Consider the following 20,786-nt stretch of genomic DNA (forward strand, 5'->3'; position numbering starts at 1 on the left):
TAAGCTCTATACACGATGGAACTCTAGGTCTTGCCTGCCTCACCAGTAACAATCCTAGTTTACTCATTATAGTGGCTGATGAATCAGTCCTTCTCTTCATCAATGACCCTTTTGATATGAACCGTTAAATACACCAATTCATCTTCCGTTAATTCTTTTCCATAATCGACTCGAATCAGCTGTGCAATCCGGAGACTGCATTGATATTCATTCGCATACTTTTCTTTAATGATATGGAGAAAGTCGCTGTCACCGCTTTTCACAACCGTATGATTAAACAAGCGATAGGCGAAAAACTTCAAATGTGTGACTAGTCTGGAATAATGAAGCGAGCTTTCATTAAAATGTATATTAAACTGATATCGAATAATATTCAAGACTTTATGAATCAACTGTGTAATCTTCATGGTTTCTTCCATTTCAGATCCAAGTTCTGCATTGACGATATGAAGGGCAATAAAGCCTGCCTCATCTTCAGGCAGTGTAATGTTAAATTCCTCATTAATCATATCCCGGGCTTTCATAGCCACGCGAAATTCATTGGAATAAAACGCTTTAATTTCAGACAACAAAGCATTATTGAAATTCATACCCTGCTTATACCGTGCCACAGCAAAATTAATATGGTCCGTTAACGTTAGATATATATTTTCATTGAGTTCCTTGTTTAAGGACTGCTTGGCATGTTGAATAATGCTGTCGGACACCCGAATATACTCCATGGGAATCTGGGCGAGCAAGGCATATAATTTACCTGTTACATTTTTGGATTTCAGGAAAAATTCCTTCTCAATCTTACCTGTCTCCACGAGGTCTCCCTTTTTCTTCTGAAAGCCAATGCCACTTCCCAGAAGCATCATCTCCTGTTGTCGTTCATTGACCGCAGAGACGACATTATTATTAATAATTCGCGTGATTTTCATACGAATCTCCTTTTATAATGAAACGTTAACAAGATTTAGCAACAAAAAAAAGACCATTAATAATGCACACATCGTATATAGCCTATACATGTTTGCATATCAATCGGTCTTGCCTGCTGATCAGTAACAATCCTGATTATATTCATTATATACTTGTACGATTATCTTAGTGGAAGACGTTATATTTGTCAATTGGTGAAAAGCTTTATAACTCAAATTAATCATTCAACCCTTTACCTTCCAGGATCGGCTGCATGTACTTCTCGATTCGTGACACTTTTGTCTTGGATTGCTTTGGTTGTGAGAAATAATAGAGATATGCCCGCTGCCGTCCGGGTGTCAGTGCTTCAAATGCATCTCGGAAAGCAGGATTCTCATCGAATTGCTGTTGAAGTTCCTCAGGAACGCTATATTCGGCAGTTTTTTTCATTTCCACTTGCAATCCGGCCTGTTCCACTTCAATTGCTTGCTGGATGTAGGCTTTGATCGTAGCCTCCTGCTCCACAATTTGCTCCAGACTGGTGAAGCGAAGCTGGCGTTCTGCCTGTACATTCTCCGTTTGCTGGACCAAAATGCCGTGCGAATCCTTTAGCAGAGCACCTTTGAAGAACAGAATAGCCACGTACTCTTTGAATCCATGGATGAGAACGATGTTTTTCCCATCCAGCATGTAACAAGGATGCATCCATTTCATATCCTCTGTCAGTTCAAAATCCCGAATAATCTCTCTCAGCTTAGCGGACTCTTCCTTCCACGTTTTGAGTTTCTTTAGATAGCCGTCAACTTTACGATTCCCACTTGTATCGGTCATGGAGAAATACCTCTCTTTATCTCATGGTTTTATAGGTTCAATTGTACTGGTTTTCAGTGGATTGTACAGCATTGCTTACAGAGCTTTTATTGACTTTTCCACTTGAATTTAAACCTTCATAACAACAAAGACCCTCCTGTTAGATGGCCTATAATTTAATTCAATCTCATCTAATAAGTTTCAATCGACAGTTCACCATACCCATAGTAAAATAATGGAATGTCTATTGCTATAATTCCAACATACGAAAGGATGATTTAAATGAGAGAGTACACAGTTGTTCCAGGTCCGAAAAATGTTCAAGTAAACCGAGGTGATACTCAGGCTGCTGTTAATTTATTTGCGGATATCATAAATCACAAAGCACAATCCGGATGGATCTATCAATCCATGGAGTCGCTAGCTGTCACCGAGAAACCCGGTTGTCTCCAACAACCTGTTACAACGCATCATTATATGCTGATTTTCTACAGAGAGATTTAATAATAGTACAACAATCATGAGAAACTCAGAATCTGAGGAACTGATATTTAATAACATGCCATCCGAAGAAGAACTTATTAGACTCTTACATACACATCATGAAGAAAACGACCCTCGAAGCAGTTTCTATATAAGAACTCATGTTATTCCAGAAATTGATTGGTTGAAGTCTTTGCTTAACGTTTCACTTGCATTATTCGGCGGGCTAATCATCTCTATGATATGTTTCTATCTCTTGAATCCATTCATTCCAGTATATGCTTTGCTAAGTGCCCAGATTGTTTTCATAGCAAGTATGTTTTTCATAGTTCTACGACGTGTTAGAGATATCCTGATATGGAGTATTAGAATTTATCAACGTTTTGCCCCCATTGAGGTGAGGAACAAATGTCGTTTTGAACCAAGCTGTTCTGTGTATATGATTCAAGCTATTGAGAAATACGGGGCGATTAAGGGTCTTTCCCTGGGCATCCAGCGTCTTCGCAAATGTAATATCAACGGTGGAGGATATGATTATCCTTAAAATTAAAAGGTCCATAGACAATCTATGGGCCTTTTGGTTTGGTTAACAGCTCTGGCTTAAGCTAATATCCAGTAGTGACTGTGTCTCATCTTCCAACATGGATGAAGCTATCATCATGAAGTCTTCAGCCCCAATTTCAAAGTGACCTTTACGAAATGGAAACCCCCAATTGCGATTTCCACGTGTAAAACTAAGTTGTTCTAACAACGTTGCGATCTTTACTTCACGACACGGAAAATAACGGAGATCTCGGCGAAAGGGTATAAAGAATTCCGACATCTGATATTGGTATATCCTGTCGTCGATAATTTGACCAATAGCGGTAAACGCCTGAAGTGGCTGCCCCGTTGATATGTCTGTGCGTGGAGAATAGTATATCAGCCAATCACCCGCGGACATCTGTCGCAACAGCGCTGACTTGCCATGGCACAGCTGCGCAAACCCTCCCTCTACGGCTACATTCACATGAGAAGCAGATACAACGCCAATCCAATATCTGCTGTCCTGATTTGGTTTCATGGATACATCCCATTCCCTTCTCTCATTTACATTTCCAGATTCGATTTCAATCGGTCTAATTGCAAAAAATGATGTCTGTAGTGCATCTCTATCAACAAAAACCACTCTTGAGCATTTAGAGCGCCAAGCCTTGGATGATGTATTTTGTTATTTACCGATACTTGGTATACAAGAGGTTCTGTACTCCTCATCCGGTCCACGACCATGTGAAGCCCATCAATCAAGGACTCCATGCTCTCGGGTGGTTGCGGGGTATACTGCGGGGAAGCAGGAACCTTAATTGGAACGGGAGGGAATTGTCCTAATTCAAATACTTTCCTACCTAGTTCTGTTTTTTCCTCACCCGAGTTTAATGTCGAATCCTCGATGCTCAAACACTGCTCAATATTATGCAGATGTAAGAAAAGCGCTGATTGAATCAAATGTACATACATCTGTCCAATAGACCATTCCTCTTCACTTTGTTTTTTAAGTAAGCTAGACATATCCAAATTTTTCAGTTCTGCCAAATATCGTTCTACTGCCGTTTCAAATGATGTCAATACTTCCGTTGTACTTCTCATCCTTCAACCCACTCCTCTTGATCTGTGATATATCAAAGTATAAAAAAACACTACTGACAGGTGTATGTCAGTAGTGTTTTAAGATGTTTTTGGCTACTTCCTGCATTCGGAAGCGCAAAGACTCCGGCTCCAAGACCTCGATATCTCCACCCCATCCAAGTAAATAATGCAATATTTCTTCCGGGTAGCGGACACGAAAATGAAAAACAACATCTTCCTCTTGCTCCTCAAATGCATCCATATAAAAATGAAGGGCCTCCATAACTTTGTCAGCAATTTCAGGTTTAGCCCGAATTAATACTCGTTCGTTACGGTCGTCAGGAGGTCGATAACTGTTTAGATCAAAATCCGGTGGCAAAAGGAATTGATCCTCCAGCACGGAAAGTTCAGTCATCCGTGACAAACGAAAATGACGAATATCTTGTCGCATATCACAACGTGCAATTAACATCCAATTCTCCTGAACCAGTGAGAGTCCGTAGGGCGAAACCTCACGCATATTATACCGATTGCCATCCGTTCCTGGCATTTTTTTCAGATACATAAAGCTGATTTTACGTTGATCCAGAATGGCACTACGTATCTGGTTAAGGTATGTTTTCACCCGTGCTCGGGTTAAAGGTTCAACCGTATGAAGCAGTCTCATCGTTTCTCGAACACGCGTGGATTCATTACGAACGGATTCTGGTAATATCGCTTCAATTTTGCGTTGAGCCGACTTAGCCTCCATCGCGTATTCTGTATCCAATCTCTGTTCGATAAAATCAGCTCCCATGAGCAGGGATACGGCTTCTTCTGCGGTGAAGCTTACCGGGGGCAGAAAATATCCTTCCATGAGGGAATACCCCTGACCCGGAGCACCCATAATCGGAACACCAGCCTCACTTAATGCCTGAATATCTCGATATATCGTACGTACACTTGTCTCAAATTGAGCAGCTAAATCTTCTGCTCGTAGCATCTTTCTTCGCTGCAGTTCAAGCGTAATCGCAAGCTGCCGCTCCGTTTTGTTCATTTTCTAGCCCCCACCGTTTCATCATCCAATCCGTTAAACTGCCTGAGCATGGCGGTGAAACGTTCCAGTTCCTTATCATCCCATCTGGATATACGGTCATAAAAAGTTGACTCCTTCTCCTTGAGCGTACCAACCGTCGATTGTTCTGGTTTACAAAGGATTATATAGAACCACTTACCCCAATTTACTTGTCTTACTTAATTTAAACCTTAAATAAAAGCAAGGCCACCCCTATCCCGGATAGCTCTTGCTTTTACTCAATTGATTGCAACTACACTTACATTTTCAACATCAATCCATTTAATCAACTTCCTGTCGTGGAATGATATAAAAATAAAAAACTAAACCAATTATCATAGATGGAATTAACGCAGTAAATATGTTTTGCCCGAACGTAATAAATACTAATTTAACCACTTCACTTAAATTCTCACTCCACAAATCTTGATAGCGCTCTTGCTCTCTCCACCCTTTAATCAATATTGTCACGGCAAATATAATACAGTAACTAATTAATCCATATTTCAAACTTTTTTTGAATTTATTTCCCTCTTGCTTCTCCTCAATTAACATAACCTCCAAAGAAACATCAAGTAGATTTGCAATTTTCATCATGTTTTTTTTGCTTGGATAACCATTTCCTAATTCCCATTTTGAAATGGATTTATCGCTAACATCTAATAAATCTGCAAGTTCCTGTTGTGTGATTTCTTTTTGTTCACGATACTGCTTTAACTTTTCACTCAATATATTCTTCGTCATTTGCTCACCACCATTGTTTTGTTGTTTACTTCTAAGTTAATTAAAACCAAATATAGGGTCCATATAAAGGAATTTTAGAAAAATAGAATTCTATTTTTCTAAATTCCTCAACTCTTTGGGTGCCTTTTAAGGGTTAACCCATACTATTACACAATACATACACGTTTTGCTTTCCTAAAATAACATTGCCGCTGGGTTCCCATACAAAAACAGGAAACCAACGGCAATGTTAAAGTTACAATAACAAAATTACTCCACTCTATTATACCTAGTTATTGATACTGAGTTTTCATGCTTATCAAAAAGATTGAGACAAGTAATAAGATCAGAAATCCCTTCGCATAATGGCCTTCATCATTTGTCAGCCATTTCGAGTTTTGCTCGTGGATTAATGGTACATTATCATGGAAAAGGAAAGGATATTAAGCTATGGTTAAACGTACAATATCTTACTGCTGATGATAACATCCTCTGACGAGATTCCGTCATTAAAAGACAGTAACTATGAGGGAATGATCCCTAGGTAGTGGAGGTCACAAAATGAGAAAAAAGCGATGGATTGTGAGCATAGTCATTTTGATTATCATACTTTTCATAAGTGAATGGGTGATGTTGTCCTCAGAAAAGGTTGGAGTTCTCAACATAACGCAGAGAGTCATTTCAGGTGCACCTCATGTTGTCGTTCAAGGGCAGACACTGTCTTACCAAGGTAAGGTTAAGTGGGAGGATATACAGAATAGTATCGAAGTATATTCCGTAAGCGATGAAGGAACGATCTTGTATAAAGCACTAGGCACCCCTGTCCCACCACCTTGGATATATGTGAGAAAAGAAAACCAACAGGGTTTCCGATATAAGTTCCCACACCTCCCTTGGAAACTATAAATCACCTATCACTTACCTTAGCCGTTATCTTTGCGATTCCCACTTGTATCTGTTATTGAGAAATACCTACGAAACATCCAAGATAATGTTGTCCTGGGTCCGTAGGTACTTGTAAAATCTTAGAAATTAATGCTTCATCAATCAGGAGACATAGTTAACGTGAACACACTCTCCCAAGGCGTTTTTATAATGTCGTTATACCTCGTGTCCACTTTCAAGCCACTCGACCAAGAGCCCCATGCACTCCCATTGCTAAATACAGGGTCCGAAGTTAAAGGAACATCTATATACATCGCATAGCTACCTACAATTTTCTTGTCTTTAGGAGCAGAAATGAGTTGTACAACACGATCCTTACGAAGCTTCAAATCATTCGGTGCATTGGCATGCACAATCTCATATTGAATGTAGGTACGCATATACAATACCCCATTACGATATGTCACCATACTTGGTTCAGGACGAACATCTCCCTGAATAATCACTTTCTTGTTCTTAATCCATTTCACATACCCTTCCATCTGAAGCTCTCTGGCTGTCTTATCACCCATCTTGCTGGTAGAACCACCAGCATGGCTTTCCAATGCTGGTGCCCAATTCATATTGATGGTGCGGTAATCTGTATTCAGCAATAGCTCATAGTACTTTGAAATATGATTGGCATAACGCCCAAAGTCATCACTGGTTAACTCAATGGGAAGTCCCACGGCTTTTGACCGGTAGAGCTGCGCTGCATTCAAAGACAAACCTTTGAGAGAATTCGCCTTAGGAAATTCTTTCTCATAATACTGATTAGGGATACCCGCGAGAACATAAGGATATTTTGACGCTTTAGCAGGCAAAGCTTTTGTTCTAATTAGTTTACCGTAGTCATCCAGATTATCCTTTTGAGTAAAATCTGCAGTATATATCCCATATGATCTATCGAATGAGTAGTAATTGAATGTTAGATTGAATGCTTCAGAAAGTACCCTTAGGGGGACATAGACTTCCCCATTTCGGAACTGCGCTGAGGTATTTGACGAAAGGACATTCCCTTTGCCATCGACCATACTGCTTTTGGTCACAGATAACGAATGGGTAGAATCGTTCATGTTTAATTTACCGTTGGAGATAGAAGCAGCCCATTTTGCTTGTTTGGCAAAAGCGAGCGACGGGATCATAACTTCCTGTTTTATCGTTAGATAAGGTTTGTTCGACGTAAAGTAGAGATTTTTACCATTTAAATTCAAACGAACGCTTTGATCCCATACATTGAGAGTTGGCCACTGAAATGGAACCTTAACAGGGATAGGTGAGTTCTTCTTTTTGTTGGGCAGCTCCATTCCAAGGCCACCTCTATAATTAAATCCCCAAGCCCATACACTTAGATCCTCTTTTTGAACAACCGTGTGTCCACCGTCTGCTTCACTTACCAAACGTACATTCTTGAGGATAATCTTGGGAACCGTGGCTTGATTGGCTGTCCCATCTCCTAATGTACCTGTTCGATTGTCCCCCCAACCATACATATTTCCAGATTCATCCAAAGCAAAACTCGCATCAGATGAATTCGAGATGTCCATAATTTTGGGTAGCTGCTGTATTTGTACAGCAGAGTCCCCGCTCTTGGTCCATACAGTGCCATCTTCTTTAAGGAACACAGATCCATACTGATCTACCTTTTTGACATCCGTTATTGTTATGTATTGTCTTGCTACAGAAGTTCCAGGCATAACATGCCACACCGTACCGTCTTGTCGAATGAAATACGACCCGAAGATATCTTTAACCTGATCTAGTCCAGGGATAAGCGTGGGTAACGCTGGTTCAGAATACGAATTTTTCCAGGCCAGAACCTGCCCATCTTTTCGTAATGCATAGATATAATTTTGAGTAGCCTCCACTTGCACAATCTTCTCATCTTCACTGAAGTGAGTTTTATCTCCTGAATACACCTTAGTATACTCTGTTAGTTCCCCGACTCCCCTTCCCTTCCCTTCCTTTCCATACCGTTCCGTCCTGGGTCACCACAATAGCCGCTCCGTACACTACAGAAACGTCTACAATATGATTAATTCCTTGTAACACGTATTGTGCATAGTTCGTCTTGCTACCTTCGTCACTACCAAAACCACCCCATGATATCAAAATTCCTTCTTCTGTTAGCACTTGAGTACCCGACGATGAAATGATTTTTTGGAGTTTTGGAATTTTATTAGTAGAGGTTGCTGCATGGGTGTACGATGGTGCTGCAGTGAGAATAATTAGAACTAAGACTAACCAAACCTTTAAAAACTTTTTCATTATATCCTCCTTATATGTACTAAATTACTAATAATGCAAGTCTAGCAGTCCTAGGTAATTTTTACTATCCATAAATTTCTGTCACCCCTACAAAAGTAACAAAAAGTCATTCTGCACACATATGAATGGCTTGTGCACTGATAACAGAAGTTGTTAACACTAAAGTGTGGCAAACACCTGATCGAACCCAGCCTTCGACTTGGCAAATAGTTCATTCGTACAAAGATTCGATGCCGGTGCCAGTACTTCCTGAGCCACCACACCATTGTAGCCAATCGCCTGCAGGTTTCTCAGAAACCCACTCAGATCAATGACCCCTTCGCCGGGATACAAACGCTCATAATCCAGCAATTCTTCCACAGGCAGATCATAGGCATCATTGATATGCACATGAACAATCTGCTCTTTCTTCAGCTTCAGCAGATCTTCCATCGGTAGACCATTCGTATGCCAGTGATAGGAATCTACGAGCAGGCCAACGTTAGGCGCATGGATCGTCTCGATCCAGTCCAGGGTATCCTCCACACGCCAGATAAACGGATTCTTCCATTGCGTCCGCAAGTGATGGCAGCCAACAAACTCCAGCCCTAACTTAATCCCGTAAGCATCCAAGATATCTGCGCAGAGTCTCAAGCGTTTCGTAGCCGCTGCCATAAATTGCGCTGCCGGTTGATCCGTTGAGGGTAAAATATACGTGCAACAGCTGTAACAGTCCAACGAAGCAGAAGCTTCTGCCATAGCGACCAACGATTGCAATCCCTCACGGAATTGCTCATCTGTCGTCCGCCACTCTACCGTCAGACCCGATGAACCGATGATCACCTGATTGCTTTCCAACAGATGTTGCGCCTGTTCTTTGCCATACGTTTCAATCAATGAGAGCGGATTCAAATCTACAGATCCGAATCCGTGCTTGGCCGCATCTATGATATATTGTTCATCAGACTCGATGTTGCCCAGTCCCGCATTTGTTAACCCTCTAATCATCCCAATCTCCTCCTGTGACTCGTCTGGAATTGCAGCTTGTGTATCATTTTCTTTATCATTTTATAATAGCAGTACTCTCCGAAAAAGAAACCATCAAAAAAGAGCCGCAACAACGTTACCTTAACGTCATTACCGCTCTATCTTTTCTATCTCACGCTCTCTAATGTATACCGGTTACGTGGAATCTCAAGACCCAGATTCTCCCTTAGCGTCTCATGTTCATACTCCGTACGGAACAGCCCTCGTTCTTGCAGAACTGGAACAACTAACTCCACGAAATCTTCCAAGCCATTGGGTACCACGGTACGAACATTGAATCCGTCTGCCGCTTCGCCTTCAAACCATTCCTGAATCTGATCTGCGATCTGATCCGGTGTACCAATGAACGATGTACGTGGGGTAGATGCCAGCAATGCCACTTGACGCAAGGTCAGCCCTTGTTCTCGTGCCTGCTGCTTAATCTTATCTGTTGTACTGCGGAAGCTATTGCTGCCAATCTCCCCAATCTCGGGGAAAGGTTCGTCCAGCGCGTGCTGGGAGAAGTCATAATGATCGAAGTAACGTCCCAGATAATTCAACGCCTGATCAATATTCACCAGTTCGGCAATTTCCTGACATTTCTGCTCCGCCTCTTCCGCTGTTCTACCCACAATCGGGCCGATGCCCGGGAAGATCAGGATATCCTCTGCCTTGCGTCCATAAGCCACCGCTCTTGCTTTCACATCGCGGTAGAACTCCCTTGCTTCCTCCAACGTCTCATGTCCTGTGTACACGGCATCCGCAGATCGAGCAGCCAGATCTTTACCAGATTCGGATGAGCCCGCCTGGAAAATGACCGGATGACCCTGCTTCGAACGCCCCATATTAAGCGGACCCTGTACGGAAAAGTGCGTTCCCTTGTGATTCAGCATATGTAACTTGGCAGGATCGAAAAATACGCCCTGTTCCTTGTCTCCGATAAAGGCATCGTCCTCCCAGGAATCCCAAAGGCCTTTGACCACATTCAGATGTTCTTCCGCAATCTCGTAGCGCAGCGCATGGTTGGGATGTTCGCCTTTGCCAAAGTTAAGGGCCGATCCTTCCAGAGGTGAAGTAACCACATTCCATCCGGCTCTCCCACCGCTTAATTGATCCAACGAGGCAAATTGCCGCGCAACCGTGAAGGGTTCACTATAGGAAGTAGATAATGTAGCAACCAGCCCGATGTGGGAAGTTGCCCCGGCGAGTGCGGACAGAAGCGTCAAAGGTTCGAAGCGATTGAGAAAATGAGGATTGGACTTCTCGTTGATGAAGAGGCCATCTGCAATAAAGAGCAGATCAAACTTCCCTTTTTCCGCGATACGCACCTGCTTCTTGTAGAATTCCAGGCTAACGCTCGCGTTAATGGGAATATCCGGGTGACGCCAAAAGGAAATGCTGTTACCCACTCCGTTCAGATTAGCTCCCAACTTCAATTGTCGTTGCGACATATATATTCCTCCCTATGTTGTGATGATGATACTGCCCAAGCCGCTCCAAGCAATACAATGCCTGTGAAGAGAAAAATAAACGGAATACCGATCCATCCACCGAGAAAACCACCGATTAACGGTCCAAGTACAATACCGAACTGACTCGCCGTCTGACTCAGACTGACAGCCCTCCCACGAAAATCGTGATCAGCATACTTGATGATCAGCGCATTAAGTGCCGGATAGACTGCGGCAAAGAACAAACCATAAACAAATCGCAGGCTGCCAAAATAAATCAGATTATTTGCTGTCATTTGCAGCAGACTGCCAATTCCGCCGCCAATCAGACCAATAAACAGGGTTTTCTCGTATCCGATCCTTCCACCAATCTTCCCCCATCGCGGCCCCATAATGACCGTTGCCACACCAATCGCCGAGAAGACAATCCCTGCACTAAGTGTTGCACTGCCAACATCTCCGCCAATCTGAACCACATAGAGCGTCAGCACCGGTTCGATGATGAGCACGGAGGTCGAGACTAGGAGAATCAAACTGTAGATTCGAATCAAACCCGGCGTGGAAGCCGCTCTTTTCAAATCCCCTATAATCCTTGTTGGTACTATCGTACGAGCTTGTCGTGACTCCTTAACACCGAGGACCATCAGTGCCGCGAGTAACGTAATGACAGCGGATGCAATGAAACATCCCCGCAGTCCGATCCAGTGACTCAACACACCACCGGCAAGAGGACCAAGAATCCCACCCGCAGCGCTGGCCGTGGAGATCACGCCAAGTGCATAACCCACCTGTTTCTCCGGAGTATTGGTGCCAATCAGTGTAATCGAGGCGGGATGAAAACCAGCCATGAGTCCCTGAAAGACCCTCACCGCGATAAACGTATACGGATCATACACAAAGAAGTTAGCCAGATGTGCAATGCCTAGCCCCACTCCGGAACGGACTAGCATCAGTTTGCTACCATATTTATCAGCCAGTGATCCCCAGAAGGGTGCGCATAATCCACTGATCAGAAAGCTGATGGAGATCGAAATACCGGACCAAGCTTCCAGACCGCTCTGTATACCAAGATCATTTTGCAGGAATATAGGAAAGAACGGGACGGACAGCGAGTACGCCATATGATTGAAAAACAGGCCGAACCACAGAATATACAGATTTCGCTTCCATTGTGGCATCTTGGCATTCTCCATACTATATAATTCCTATATAAAAAGTAGGTTATTATCCATATTAGGGTAACGTCATCAGAAAGTATAATAGAAAAGTTCAATAGACCCATTCAAGAATTAAATGAATGGGTTTTGTGGAATGAGGATATTTGGTACGAACATGGAAAATTTATGTTGAAACAACAAATAGGTTCGTATAATATAAAACTAATTACTTGTTCTATAAATATAGAACTAATCCAGAAAGGAACTATACTCTTATGAACTACACAGTAGAAGTTGATTTTGCGCCAATTTATGAATGTGTAAGCACCCTGAGCGCTTTTATGAGTAAACAAAATCATACTAACCTGGATGCCGGGAAACGGTGGGTTCGTGATGTACAGGATCGATTCTCTCCAGCCAAACTTCAACAAATGCGAGATACGATGAAAGCCACAGACAATTTCAGCCTTGCGCCATATATATGGAGCTGTTCAGGGGAACGTTCGGTGAATGGCTTTTTGAATTGGCTTGAAGAGTTGTCCTCAGGACAATTGTATGACATCGCCGCTCGCTTTAAGTTATCTGTCCCCTCCAATCTGTCCGAATTGCGCAGTCGGACATCCGAAGTGCTACGAGAATGGGATACTCAGTATTTTGGGCACATCAATCCGGCAATTATTGAGGGACTCTTTTTGGAAGCTGAATCGAGACGTTCCAGTCTGAACGGGACGAATGACCAAGAGGTCTATGAACAAGCTACACAGGGCATGAGGATATATCCCAACCATACGCTAAAAAAAATAATCCTCATCCCTCAATATCATGCACGTCCATTTGTCACCTCAGTGATCTTTGACGAGATGATCTTCACTAATTATTCTTGCGATATTCTTCCAACAGAACCGGGACGACCAGACCCTGGGTTACTGCGTCTAACCCGGGCACTGTCCGATGAAAACAGACTGTTCATCTTAAGACTACTGGCTGGTAAACAGCTGACCTTCACTGAAATTGTCCGTGAGGTTGGACTGTCCAAGAGCACGGTGCATTACCATCTAATAGCCTTGCGAGCAGCCGGACTAATTATCGTGCATTATGATTACAAAAACACCGAATATAGCCTGCGCTTGGAAGCTCTAAACAACCTTCCACGGCAGATTGGAGCTTATATTGAAGGTTGAGTTCAAGCATTTCCTTCTCCACAAATTGCACTATTATATCATATGGAGGAACCTTAATGCTGAAGCGAAGTTACTACGGTTTATTGGCTACTGTTACTCTTAGTTCTCTCGGTGATGTGTTTGGTCTTTTGGCCATGGAATGGCTTGTTTATGAATTAACTGCCTCTAAGCTAGCCATGGGTGCTATGGCACTAAGCTTCAGCATTCCTGAGGTAGTCTTCCGGCTACTTGGATCACCGCTGTCCGACCGACTGCATCGTGGACGGTTCATGGCCGGATTGGCTGCAGTACGACTGTTGGCTCTTTTGTTGCCACTGAGTATGGGTATTGCGGGCCAATTACAACTTTGGCACCTGTTTCTCGCCGCAGCACTCAGCGGAGCCTGCTCCGCCCTCTTCATGCCAACGGCCATGGCTACTGTACCAGGTGTAGCTGGCGAACACAAACTTCTGCGGGCATTCGCAGTGATCGATGGTTGTCGAAATGCCGCTGCTTTGCTGGGACCTGCCTTTGCCGGAGTTCTAACGGCTGCATCCGGAGCGTTACCAACACTTGGCATCAACGCTATTTGCTACATTGCAGCCATCACCGCACTGCTCTATCTGCCCACAATGCAGAAACCAGCAGCTCAAGCATCTTTTTCTCTCAAAGCTTATATCCGAGATATTGGAGAGGGTTTCTCTTTTTATCGGCGATTCCCAGCCATGCTCTCGATTATGGTAATGGTTTCGATCAGCAATATGTCCTCTGTAGCCATCTGGACCATGATGATTCCTTTTGTCCGCGAAGTACTTCACCGGGATGCCGCCGCCATGGGCACTCTGACCACCGCTTCTGCATTTGGCACACTAGCAGGACTAGCTATTATCTCGTGGATGGGTGAAATCAAGAGAAGACGCACGGTCATGCTGTGCAGTTTAGCTGTGATTGGGCTTTTCAACGCTTTGTTGGGACTATTTCCGAGTTACCCATTTGCACTTATTGCCTTATGTGCTGCAGGAGCAGCCGGACCTTTCTTCGGTTCTCTAAGCTCTTCGTTACATGGTACGCTTGTGCCCAGTTCTCTACAAGGCCGGGTTAATTCGATCCGTTTTCTGATTGGTGGAGGATTACAACCCGTAGGCGCTTTTGCAGGTGCAGCGGTTGCAGAAGTCTATGGCCTTCCCTTCCTATTTCTGTCTTTAGGTCTTCTTCCTTTCATTTGTTCGATAGCTGCTTCATTTCTCCCGAATCTGAAAGATTTGAATGGTGACCTCGATACTCTACTACATAGGCCATCCAATAAAGTTCATATTACAAGTAGTTAATAACACTAAAGGCGCCGTCCCTTTTTATTGGAACGACGCTTTTGACGTGTGACAACGATAGCAGTTTACTTCAAACATGCCCTGATACAACATCTATCCCCACTTTCCAAACATGCGGGATCGGTATCCGACATAGGTAATTGTGAGATAAAAGCCAACTCTTCGCTTCTTAATATTTTTTTCTATACTCTCCATTAACGTGTAAATATGAAGTGAACTTGATTACGTATGGTAATCATACTATTCCGGCACTTGGACCGACATAAACACATCGACCTCGTCTTCACTATCCAACACAAATCCAAATCGTTCATACAATCGCCGAGCAGGGCTTCCCTGCAAAACATTTAAAATAACACGTTTCCCCTGAACTTCATCCTGTTCCAGCAGCATGTTCAGTACCTGAGTTCCTATTCTCTGGCCTTGATAATCGGGATGTATGTAGAAATGTTCCAATAGATATGCCTCAGCCTTGGGCTTTAACGCTACACAACCTACCATTGAACCCTCCACTTCAATAATCTGTGTCTGGGCAGGATTGAATGTATTCCGGAAACGTTCACGCACCTTCACATCATCGTACCTTCCCAGCCTGGTTAGATCATCGTATAATACCAAGGCTCGCAAATCAGCGAGTTGCTCTTGGTCTTCCTGTACAGCTTGACGCATTGTTATTGGGTTCATTTGTTGAATTCCTTTCCATTAGAGACACGTTAATTTTTGAATGTCATATCGCACTATAGAACACTAAAAATCATACCTTTGGCAGCTCACTTGAGCAACATCGGATTTTAGAACGCACTATATTTTTCAAACATACTGAACTCCTCAAAAAAATAAAAAAGCCCAAAAAGGACGGTGCAGTCTTGCTTATACCAATAAGCGAACCCGCAACCATCCCTTCTGGGATGTAGATTATTATAGAAAACTATGAAGCATGTGAAACTTGTGCCGCATGTTGTAATGCTTCCAGACCCAATGCTAACGCACCACATAGGCCTGCATGCTGGCCCAATCCGGGCTGCACAATATATTGGTCGATATGTTGCGTGATTGGGGCAGCATTTACATAACCATTGAGATTCCGCACTACCTGCTCCCGGATCATAGGAAACAGATGATTTTGCTGCATCACACCACCACCCAAGATGATCTTCTGCGGCGAATGAAGCAAGATGGCCGTAGTAATCGACTCCGCAATGTAAAAGGATTCGATCTCCCACGCCGGATGATCTGCCGGCAGTTCACTGCCAGGGATCTGCCAACGGGCTTCAATGGCTGGTCCTGCAGCCATACCCTCCAGACAATCGCCATGATACGGGCATAATCCGGCAAAGTGATCGTCTGGATGGCGTCTTGTGCGAATATGTCCACCCTCGGGATGTAATAATCCGTGGACTCGTTGGCCCCCTGCCACAAGTCCGACACCAACTCCTGTGCCAATCGTGTAATATACACAGTTATCCAGCCCTTGAGCCGCTCCCCAAGTCACTTCACCGAGCGCGGCAGCATTCACATCCGTATCCCATCCAAAAGGAACCGAAAATTCATGCTTCAAGGTTCCAACCACATTACAGTTTTCCCACCCAGGCTTAGGTGTGGTCGTAATATAACCATAGGTGGGACTATCCGGTTGCAGATCAATCGGACCAAAGGAGCCGATCCCCAGGGCTTCCACATCTTTATCCCTGAAATACTCGATCACCTTGGCAAGAGTGGTCTCCGGATGTTCTGTTGGAAAGCTGATCCGATCTTCAATCTGTCCATGCTCATTACCTACACCACATACAAACTTTGTTCCGCCCGCTTCTATAGCTCCAATACGCATCGTTTTGGGCTCCTTTCCTTCATTACAATTAACCTTTAGCCTTGGTTGATGATATCTCATAGATATGAAGTGAAGAGAAAACCAGATCTGTATTTTCTGCATGAGCAGAGATGCCTTGGCAATCCGCATCCGGATAGATCAGATCCGTAATAACCGCCTGACCATCATTTGCAAATACCTCCACAGATGAATGATCTACAAAGATACGCAAACTTTGATTTCCGTTCACTTCTTTTAACTCAGCTGTATGACGGCTCAGGAAAAGTTCATGAAAATTGCCGATGCCCGATCGACTACGATCAACGTACACTTCACTTCGGATCGAGTCTACACCAACGACCGTTTCGTGATTTGCGCCGCTTCTTAGTGCAAAATGGAACGACTGATCCTGAGTCCACTCTGCATGGATCTCATAGTTCACGAGTTGCAAAGCGTTCAACTGCTCACTCACTTCCCGAATCGAAGCATCCTGTAGGGACAATACTGGCGTACGGGCTTGCTCAAGTTCACGTGCAGGACGTTGAATCAATATAACTTCTCCCGCTCTTGTCTCCAGTGTCAACTCCCGGGCAATGGTCATTGCTCCACGGTAACCATTGGTTGGCGTCTGGTTGGCATACATCCAGTTGCTCATCCAGCCGATAATGAGGCGTCTTCCATCTTCCTCTGGAACGTCAGACCAACTAACTCCTGCGTAGTTATCCCGACCATAATCAATCCAGCGAACTGTATGGGATGCCTCGTCTGGGACAAATGTAGTTCCATCAAAATCTCCGGTAAAATATTGTGTTCTGGAGCCTTCAATAAAAGCAGGATCTGCACCGATGCTAACAAGCATCACCCATTTCTCCTGCCCTGAATCTCCATCCACTGCAAGCGGGAACAGGTCGGGGCATTCCCACACGCCATCGTGTGAACCAATCCCTGCTCCAAATTCACTTCCTAGCGTCCAATCCTTCAGATTGGGAGAACGATACAGACATACCGTTTGACCACAAGCGATAATCATAACCCACTCCTTGGTCTGCTCATGCCAGAACACTTTGGGATCACGGAAATCAACAAAGGACTCATGCTTTAATACCGGATTACCCTCGTACTTAGTCCAGGTTCTGCCGTTGTCTTTGCTATACGCCAGACTCTGGGTTTGTATGGCATCTTGGTTTTTAACTTCAAGATGATGGGTGAAAATAGCAACCAATCCTGGCTCACCCTCAAAGAATCCGGTCGTATTATTCCAATCCACTACGGCACTTCCCGAGAATATAGTGCCATTCTCATCGGGGAGTAAAGCTATTGGTAGTTCCTCCCAGGAGATCAGGTCCCTGCTCACTGCATGGCCCCAATGCATGGGGCCCCATGTAGTTCCATGTGGGTGATGCTGATAGAACAAGTGATACTCCCCATTGAAAAACACCATGCCGTTTGGGTCGTTCATCCACTTCTCTTTTGGTGAAAAATGGTATTCATTTCTGTAATCTTGTTTAAGAATTGTCGACATTATGGTTTCTCCTCCGTACTTTTCTTTATTTGTTATTACGGTCATATCCCGCTTGTTTAATCTGTAGCCATTCTTGCAATCCAAGGCGATCCAATTCTTTCAAGTAAGCATCCCATTCCTGATCTATTTTCCCGTTCTGATACCATTCTGTACGCAGACGTAACACGTAGGCGAAGAGATCGGTCTCAATCGTGGACAATCGATCCAGTTCATCGATGGAGAAGAACACACTTGGATATACGTTCTCCGCTTTCATATGCGGAACCATAACCTTGTCGAGAAGTTCCATCCGCCAAGCCGCATCTTCCGGTTTGGTTGTGTATTTGTCATAATAACTGTCGAGTATGGCCAATGGTCCTGCGATACTGGTTTTTTGTCTGAGTTCAACTGGTGCAGAGCCTTCCAGCGGAAGATGTTTCAGCATGCCTTTGGCTTCATCGAATTCAAAAATATTTTGCTGGCTCTCGTCTCCATAGGTACCCCAGTTGTTCTGCACAGATTGGAGCGGATCGTACAGTTGGTCTACCCACTTCGCTGTGGATTCCAGGTTTTTATTGCTGCTGGTAATGACCATGCGACCACGATCAAGTCCTATTCCGTTTGTTCTTGTGACGTTGACCTCTCCATTAGGCCCGGCAACCGGAGGCAGAACATCATACGTATCATTCATGCCTGTAATGTTAGCCTTATCCCATGTGAAGTACATGCCGTACTTATTATCCTTGCCTTTCGCAAGATACGTGTTCCAATCCTGCTGGTACGATTCGACATCGATCAGCCCTTCTTTAACCAGCTCATGAATGTATTTAACCGCTTCCTTGTAGCCTTCATCAGCTGCCGTGAAGACCACTTTCCCATCATTGGTTACCACGGTATGATCCCAGTTCTCTCCGAGTCCAAATGCCGCAAAGAGAAATGTCAGATCTTCTCCGCCCGGTTTGTTAATGAAAGATAACGGAATTTCGTCGGCCTTACCGTTGCCGTTTGGATCTTGAGTTTTGAACGCGATCAATACTTCTTTCAGTTCTTCGGTTGTCGTTGGCATCTTCAGTCCAAGCTTGTTCAGCCATTCCACATTAATCCAGGGTAAGTTATCCACCGCCTGAATCCGTTGTTTGCCACTTCCGAGTTCTTCAATCCATGGGAATGAATAAATATGTCCGTCTGGAGCCGTAATCATGCTCTTGTATTCGGGAGCTTCCTCCAGCACCTTTTTCAGATTGGGCATGTGTTGTTCAATCATGTCCTCAAGTGGAATGATCGCCCCGTCCTTCGCCAGTTTCAGGAGATCATAGTCCCCGTAACCTGCATCAAAAATGGCATCCGGCAAATCACCGCTGGCGACCGCCAGATTTCTTTTTTCTGCAAACACATCACTCGTATAGTTCTTCCAGTTGATATGCACATTGGTTTTCTCTTCGAGTCGCTTGTTAATTAGCTTGTCGTTTGGATCAGCGGGAGCCAGCGGAGAGCTCTGTGTTATAAAATTCAATGTCACCTTGCCATCAGGGGATTGCGCCTCACTTGCCGCGCCGCCTCCACCCCCGCCACAGGCGGTTAAAAAGAGCATTGCAGATAACATGGAAATGGATGCCGTTGTAACGGCTTTTCTGGACTTGTTCACTTTTTTCATAATAATGACCTCCATGAGTTGGATTGGATCAACTTACTGTATCGCAGGCTGTTCACTATTTGAGGGAACCGACCATGACACCTTTTTCGAAATACTTCTGGAAAAACGGGTACATGATAATGAGTGGCAGACTCGAAATGACAATCGCTGAGTATTTAATCATCTCGGAGAGCCGTTTCAGTTCTGCCATCGCGAGCTGATCACTGATCATGCCCGGTGCAGCCTGATTCTGAATCAGAATGGAACGCAGAACGAGCTGTAACGGATGCAAGTTCGGATTATCGAGATAGATCATTGCATCAAAATAGGAATTCCATTGCCCAACGAACGCATAGAGTGCGAGTACAAAAATGATCGGTTTCGACAATGGAATGACGATCTGGAAGAAAATCTTCATCTCAGAGGCGCCATCCACGTTTGCAGCTTCTTTCAGTTCTCGAGGGACTCCTTTGAAAAAGGTTCTGGAGAGAATGATGTTCCAGACGTTAACCGCTCCAGGGATGATGATCGCCCACACCGTATCAAGCATGCTGAGATTACGTATGAGTAGATACGTAGGGATTAATCCCCCGCTGAAGAACATCGTAATGATAAAGATAATCATGAAAAATCCACGTCCCGCGAGCCTATCATCCGACAATGCATAACCTGCAAATATGGATACGGTCACGGTGATCAGTGCAAAGGAAACTGAGTACAATACCGCATTTGCAAACCCCCGGATCATGGCTGGATTGGACAAAATCATCTGATATCCGTCCAGACTCCAGTCCGATACATTAAAGGACAGTCCACGATTCAGTAGCACCGTTGGGTCCATGAAAGAGGCGATAACAATATAAATCAGGGGAACAACCACAACCAGTACAGCACAGGTGAGAAAGATGGCATTGAGTGTGAGGATCAATCGATCCATTCCCGTGTGTTTAACAACCATGGATAATACTCCTTTC

The 20,786-nt window shown here is 44.0% G+C and carries 20 protein-coding genes; 4 read left to right on the forward strand and 16 right to left on the reverse strand.

All coding sequences use genetic code 11. The features are described 5' to 3' along the window. Nucleotides 1–83 precede the first annotated feature (83 nt). The gene (locus MHH25_RS22615; protein ID WP_340018155.1) at nucleotides 84–923 is read right to left on the reverse strand and encodes a PRD domain-containing protein; all 840 of its coding nucleotides are present in this window, start codon (nucleotides 921–923) and stop codon (nucleotides 84–86) included. Between the two features lie 217 nt (nucleotides 924–1,140). Next, nucleotides 1,141–1,734, reverse strand: coding sequence for a YdeI family protein (locus tag MHH25_RS22620; RefSeq protein ID WP_340018157.1), 594 nt, complete (start codon nucleotides 1,732–1,734; stop codon nucleotides 1,141–1,143). A gap of 261 nt (nucleotides 1,735–1,995) precedes the next feature. On the opposite strand from MHH25_RS22620, the gene MHH25_RS22625 reads away from it, so the two are divergent. Together MHH25_RS22625 and yidD are read left to right on the forward strand one after the other, a co-directional pair. Continuing rightward, nucleotides 1,996–2,217, forward strand: a complete 222-nt coding sequence (locus tag MHH25_RS22625; RefSeq protein WP_100529170.1) for a hypothetical protein — start codon at nucleotides 1,996–1,998, stop codon at nucleotides 2,215–2,217. A 295-nt stretch (nucleotides 2,218–2,512) separates the two neighbouring features. After that, the gene (yidD, locus tag MHH25_RS22630; RefSeq protein ID WP_340020536.1) at nucleotides 2,513–2,740 is read left to right on the forward strand and encodes a membrane protein insertion efficiency factor YidD; all 228 of its coding nucleotides are present in this window, start codon (nucleotides 2,513–2,515) and stop codon (nucleotides 2,738–2,740) included. Nucleotides 2,741–2,782: 42 nt separating this feature from the next. On the opposite strand, the gene MHH25_RS22635 is transcribed toward yidD, so the two are convergent. From MHH25_RS22635 to MHH25_RS22675, 9 genes are all read right to left on the reverse strand, one after another. Then, nucleotides 2,783–3,259: an EVE domain-containing protein gene (locus MHH25_RS22635; RefSeq protein WP_340018159.1), complete on the reverse strand. Its 477-nt coding sequence runs from the start codon at nucleotides 3,257–3,259 to the stop codon at nucleotides 2,783–2,785. 26 nt (nucleotides 3,260–3,285) lie between these two features. After that, nucleotides 3,286–3,822: a DinB family protein gene (locus tag MHH25_RS22640; protein WP_340018161.1), complete on the reverse strand. Its 537-nt coding sequence runs from the start codon at nucleotides 3,820–3,822 to the stop codon at nucleotides 3,286–3,288. Between the two features lie 67 nt (nucleotides 3,823–3,889). Beyond that, the gene (locus tag MHH25_RS22645) at nucleotides 3,890–4,837 is read right to left on the reverse strand and encodes a YafY family protein (RefSeq protein ID WP_340018163.1); all 948 of its coding nucleotides are present in this window, start codon (nucleotides 4,835–4,837) and stop codon (nucleotides 3,890–3,892) included. A 300-nt stretch (nucleotides 4,838–5,137) separates the two neighbouring features. Then, nucleotides 5,138–5,599, reverse strand: coding sequence for a helix-turn-helix transcriptional regulator (locus MHH25_RS22650; protein ID WP_340018165.1), 462 nt, complete (start codon nucleotides 5,597–5,599; stop codon nucleotides 5,138–5,140). A 1,022-nt stretch (nucleotides 5,600–6,621) separates the two neighbouring features. Next, a complete protein-coding gene (locus MHH25_RS22655; protein ID WP_340018166.1) occupies nucleotides 6,622–8,370 on the reverse strand; it encodes a hypothetical protein in 1,749 nt (582 codons plus the stop codon). A gap of 52 nt (nucleotides 8,371–8,422) precedes the next feature. After that, entirely contained in the window at nucleotides 8,423–8,770 is a 348-nt protein-coding gene (locus MHH25_RS22660; RefSeq protein WP_340018168.1) for a hypothetical protein, read from the reverse strand. A 159-nt stretch (nucleotides 8,771–8,929) separates the two neighbouring features. Beyond that, a complete protein-coding gene (locus tag MHH25_RS22665; RefSeq protein WP_340018170.1) occupies nucleotides 8,930–9,757 on the reverse strand; it encodes a sugar phosphate isomerase/epimerase family protein in 828 nt (275 codons plus the stop codon). Between the two features lie 146 nt (nucleotides 9,758–9,903). After that, complete coding sequence (locus tag MHH25_RS22670) at nucleotides 9,904–11,226, reverse strand: LLM class flavin-dependent oxidoreductase (RefSeq protein WP_340018172.1); 1,323 nt, start codon at nucleotides 11,224–11,226, stop codon at nucleotides 9,904–9,906. Beyond that, nucleotides 11,208–12,404: an MFS transporter gene (locus MHH25_RS22675; RefSeq protein ID WP_340018173.1), complete on the reverse strand. Its 1,197-nt coding sequence runs from the start codon at nucleotides 12,402–12,404 to the stop codon at nucleotides 11,208–11,210. Before MHH25_RS22675 ends, MHH25_RS22670 begins: the two co-directional genes overlap by 19 nt. A 254-nt stretch (nucleotides 12,405–12,658) precedes the next feature. On the opposite strand from MHH25_RS22675, the gene MHH25_RS22680 reads away from it, so the two are divergent. Next, nucleotides 12,659–13,564: a winged helix-turn-helix domain-containing protein gene (locus MHH25_RS22680; RefSeq protein WP_315370883.1), complete on the forward strand. Its 906-nt coding sequence runs from the start codon at nucleotides 12,659–12,661 to the stop codon at nucleotides 13,562–13,564. Nucleotides 13,565–13,620: 56 nt separating this feature from the next. After that, nucleotides 13,621–14,871 carry an MFS transporter gene (locus MHH25_RS22685; protein WP_340018175.1) on the forward strand — a complete coding sequence of 417 codons (1,251 nt, stop codon included), beginning with the start codon at nucleotides 13,621–13,623 and terminating at the stop codon, nucleotides 14,869–14,871. Between the two features lie 240 nt (nucleotides 14,872–15,111). On the opposite strand, the gene MHH25_RS22690 is transcribed toward MHH25_RS22685, so the two are convergent. The 5 genes from MHH25_RS22690 to MHH25_RS22710 form a co-directional block, all read right to left on the reverse strand. Continuing rightward, on the reverse strand, nucleotides 15,112–15,555 hold the full coding sequence (locus tag MHH25_RS22690; RefSeq protein ID WP_340018176.1) for a GNAT family N-acetyltransferase: 444 nt from the start codon (nucleotides 15,553–15,555) through the stop codon (nucleotides 15,112–15,114). A gap of 244 nt (nucleotides 15,556–15,799) precedes the next feature. Beyond that, nucleotides 15,800–16,699 carry an ROK family protein gene (locus tag MHH25_RS22695; protein ID WP_340018178.1) on the reverse strand — a complete coding sequence of 300 codons (900 nt, stop codon included), beginning with the start codon at nucleotides 16,697–16,699 and terminating at the stop codon, nucleotides 15,800–15,802. 28 nt (nucleotides 16,700–16,727) lie between these two features. After that, a complete protein-coding gene (locus MHH25_RS22700) occupies nucleotides 16,728–18,200 on the reverse strand; it encodes a glycoside hydrolase family 32 protein (RefSeq protein WP_340018179.1) in 1,473 nt (490 codons plus the stop codon). A 25-nt stretch (nucleotides 18,201–18,225) separates the two neighbouring features. Then, complete coding sequence (locus MHH25_RS22705) at nucleotides 18,226–19,833, reverse strand: ABC transporter substrate-binding protein (RefSeq protein ID WP_101314522.1); 1,608 nt, start codon at nucleotides 19,831–19,833, stop codon at nucleotides 18,226–18,228. 55 nt (nucleotides 19,834–19,888) lie between these two features. Then, entirely contained in the window at nucleotides 19,889–20,770 is an 882-nt protein-coding gene (locus MHH25_RS22710; protein ID WP_340018180.1) for a carbohydrate ABC transporter permease, read from the reverse strand. Nucleotides 20,771–20,786: the final 16 nt, after the last annotated feature.

Source organism: Paenibacillus sp. FSL H3-0457, assembly GCF_037981725.1.
Lineage (GTDB): Bacteria > Bacillota > Bacilli > Paenibacillales > Paenibacillaceae > Paenibacillus > Paenibacillus amylolyticus.